This window comes from Streptomyces bohaiensis (genome assembly GCF_012033785.1).
GTDB lineage: Bacteria > Actinomycetota > Actinomycetes > Streptomycetales > Streptomycetaceae > Streptomyces > Streptomyces bohaiensis.
The window spans coordinates 1-2789 of the sequence record NZ_JAAVJC010000428.1; the positions used below are offsets into that span (position 1 = coordinate 1).

A 2789-nucleotide genomic window follows, 5' to 3' on the forward strand; every position below is an offset into this window, starting at 1 on the left:
CCGTCGGACCCTCGAGGGTCCGACGGCGTCCCTGTGCATGCGCGGCCGCAGTGCGGTCGGCTCACTCCTCCACGAGCAGGCGTTCCCGCAGCTGCGCCAGGGTCCGCGCCAGCAGCCGGGAGACGTGCATCTGCGAGATGCCCACCTCCTGCGCGATCTGCGACTGCGTCATGTTGCCGAAGAACCGCAGCAGCAGGATCTTCTTCTCCCGCGGCGGCAGCTCCTCCAGCAGCGGCTTCAACGACTCGCGGTACTCCACGCCCTCCAGCGCGTCGTCCTCCGCCCCGAGGGTGTCGGCGACCGCCGGCGACTCGTCGTCGGTGTCGGGGACGTCGAGCGAGAGGGTCGAGTAGGCGTTGGCCGACTCCAGCCCCTCCAGGACGTCCTCCTCGGAGATGGCGAGCCGCTGCGCCAGCTCGTGCACGGTCGGAGCGCGACCGTGCTGCTGGGAGAGCTCCGCGGTCGCCGTCGAGAGCGACAGCCGCAGCTCCTGGAGCCGACGCGGCACCCGGACCGCCCAGCCCTTGTCACGGAAGTGCCGCTTGATCTCGCCGACCACCGTGGGGGTCGCGTAGGTGGAGAACTCCACCCCGCGTTCCGGGTCGAACCGGTCCACCGACTTGATGAGGCCGATGGTGGCGACCTGGGTGAGGTCGTCCAGCGGCTCGCCCCGGTTGCGGAACCGCCGCGCCAGGTGCTCCACCAGCGGCAGGTGCATCCGGACCAGGCTGTTGCGCAGCTCGGCGTACTCGGCGCCCCCCGGCGGCAGGGTCCGCAGCTCGACGAAGAGGTCCCGGGCGGCACCCCGGTCCGCCGGTCCGGGGACGGCACGGCGCAGCGGTGCCTGCTCCGGCAGGGCGGCGGTCGTCGTGACGGCCTGCTCGGCACCGTCCTCCTGGGGCGGTGCCGCGGGTTCTGCGTTGGTCACTTCGACCCCCTCGTCCGGTGACGCTCCGGAAGTTCCGGTCACGGCGCTCCGGGCGCCGCGCCGCGCTTCTTGTGCAGGCTGATGCTCACGGTCCGGTCGTCGGCGACGGAGGACTCCACCTCGCCCGCCAGCGCGGTCAGGACCGTCCATGCGAAGGTGTCGCGCTCGGGGGCGTTGCCCTCGGTGGTCGGCGCGGAGACGGTGACCCGCAGCGAGTCACCGACAAGGGTGAAGACGCAGGCCAGGGTCGACCCCGGCGCCGCCTGCTGGAGCAGGATCGCGCACGCCTCGTCCACGGCGATGCGCAGGTCCTCGATCTCGTCGAGGGTGAAGTCCAGGCGCGCGGCGAGGCCGGCCGTGGCCGTGCGCAGCACCGAAAGATACGCCCCGGCCGCGGGCAACCTGACTTCGACGAAGTCCTGCGCTCCGGGCTCACCTGGAATCTCGGACACCCTCACCTCCATGGGTGGCTCACACACGAGCGGTGCGGGCGTCCTGGGTTGACGCCCGTCGTTGCGCCGGGTCCCGCCGTGTCGACGGGTACGGCTGCGATCGCGGGCCGCCGTCGGGCGGTGCGCTCGCGCTATCACAGATGGTAGTCCATGGTGCGCGGGTGACTGCCGGAAGCCGATGATCAAATACCACTGGTGGTCGTGGAGTTGTCCAGGTCAGGCGCGCACGGCTCATCGGGCCGCCCCGTCACCACCGCGGCGAGCACCGTCCCGGGGCGGACGGAGCCCCGGCGGGTCAGCTCCGCCAGGGCGTACAGCAGCTTCGCGACGTACTGCGACTCGACCGGGACCCCGTGGCGGTCGGTGAAATCGGCCGCGAACGCCAGCAGTGCGGGCGGGGTGCGGCCGTAGCCCCCGTGCTCGAACCCCTCCGCCAGCTCCCAGCGGCCCCGCGGCCCGCCGAAGGCCGCTGCCTGGAACCGCCGCACGGCGTCGCCGAGGGTGGGGTCCCGCACCACCGGCACTCCCAGAACCCGCTGGTCGGGGGCGAGCCCCGCTGCGACCCCGGCCAGTGTCCCCGCCGTGCCGCAGGCCAGCGCCACCACGTCGGGGCGGGGGTGCGCGGCGGCGAGCTCCCGGCCGAGCTCCGCGCAGCTGCGGACGGCGAGCGGGTCGCTGCCACCCTCGGGCACCAGGCGCGCGGGGCCGAAACGCTCCCGCACGGCGCGGGCGAAGGCGGCGTCGTGGCGGGTGCGGTACTCGGCACGGGAGACGAAGTGCAGCCGCATCCCGTCCTCGGCGCAGCGTGCCAGGGACGGGTTGAGCGGCCGCCCGGCCAGTTCGTCCCCCCGCACGATCCCGACGGTGCGCAGCCCGAGCGGCCGGCCCGCCGCGGCGAGCGCCCGCAGGTGGTTGGAGTAGGCGCCGCCCACCGTCACCACCGTCCCGGCGCCCTCGGCGAGCGCCGCGCGCAGGTGCGGGGTCAGCTTGCGCCACTTGTTGCCGATGACCCGGGGGTGGACCAGGTCGTCCCGCTTGAGGAGCAGCCGGACGCCGTGGGAGGCGAACCGCTCGTCGTCGATCTCCTGCACGGGGGAGGGCAGCCGCGCGGGGCCGAGCGCGGCGAGGGGATCGGGGCCTTCCGGCGGGTTGGTCACCCGCTCATTGTGCGGGCCGGGCGCTGCGCCCGGCGTCAGAGGGAGAAGCCGTCCAGCCAGGAGCCGCCGCCTCCGCCTCCGCCGCCCTGGGGGAGCTGTGCGCCGCCTCCGCCTCCGCCACCGCTCTGGGGGAGCTGCGGCTCGCCGCCGCCACCGCCCCGGGGCCCGCCGCCGCCCCCGGACGGCCCGCCGGACCCGGCGGCGGTGGTGAGGTGGCCGGCCGCGTCCACCGTGGTGCTCGCCGTGCCCGGG

4 protein-coding genes are annotated in these 2789 nt (G+C 74.8%); all 4 read right to left on the reverse strand.

What is annotated here, in order from left to right:
* Nucleotides 1-61 precede the first annotated feature (61 nt).
* Complete coding sequence (locus tag HCN52_RS23565) at nt 62-1078, reverse strand: RNA polymerase sigma factor SigF (protein ID WP_245175398.1); 1017 nt, start codon at nt 1076-1078, stop codon at nt 62-64.
* Complete coding sequence (locus HCN52_RS23570) at nt 967-1380, reverse strand: ATP-binding protein (protein WP_167933243.1); 414 nt, start codon at nt 1378-1380, stop codon at nt 967-969. The genes HCN52_RS23565 and HCN52_RS23570 overlap by 112 nt, the downstream gene beginning before the upstream one ends.
* A 182-nt stretch (nt 1381-1562) precedes the next feature.
* The gene (locus HCN52_RS23575) at nt 1563-2537 is read right to left on the reverse strand and encodes a 1-aminocyclopropane-1-carboxylate deaminase/D-cysteine desulfhydrase (RefSeq protein WP_168090452.1); all 975 of its coding nucleotides are present in this window, start codon (nt 2535-2537) and stop codon (nt 1563-1565) included.
* Between the two features lie 35 nt (nt 2538-2572).
* Nucleotides 2573-2789 (reverse strand): hypothetical protein (locus HCN52_RS23580; protein ID WP_209314912.1); only part of this gene is annotated, 217 nt, incomplete at its 5' end.

Excerpts from the sequence above, each read along its gene's own strand:
- HCN52_RS23565 (WP_245175398.1), bottom strand. The coding sequence starts at position 1,078 with ATGGACGGTCCTGACCGCGCTGGCGGGCGAGGTGGAGTCCTCCGTCGC.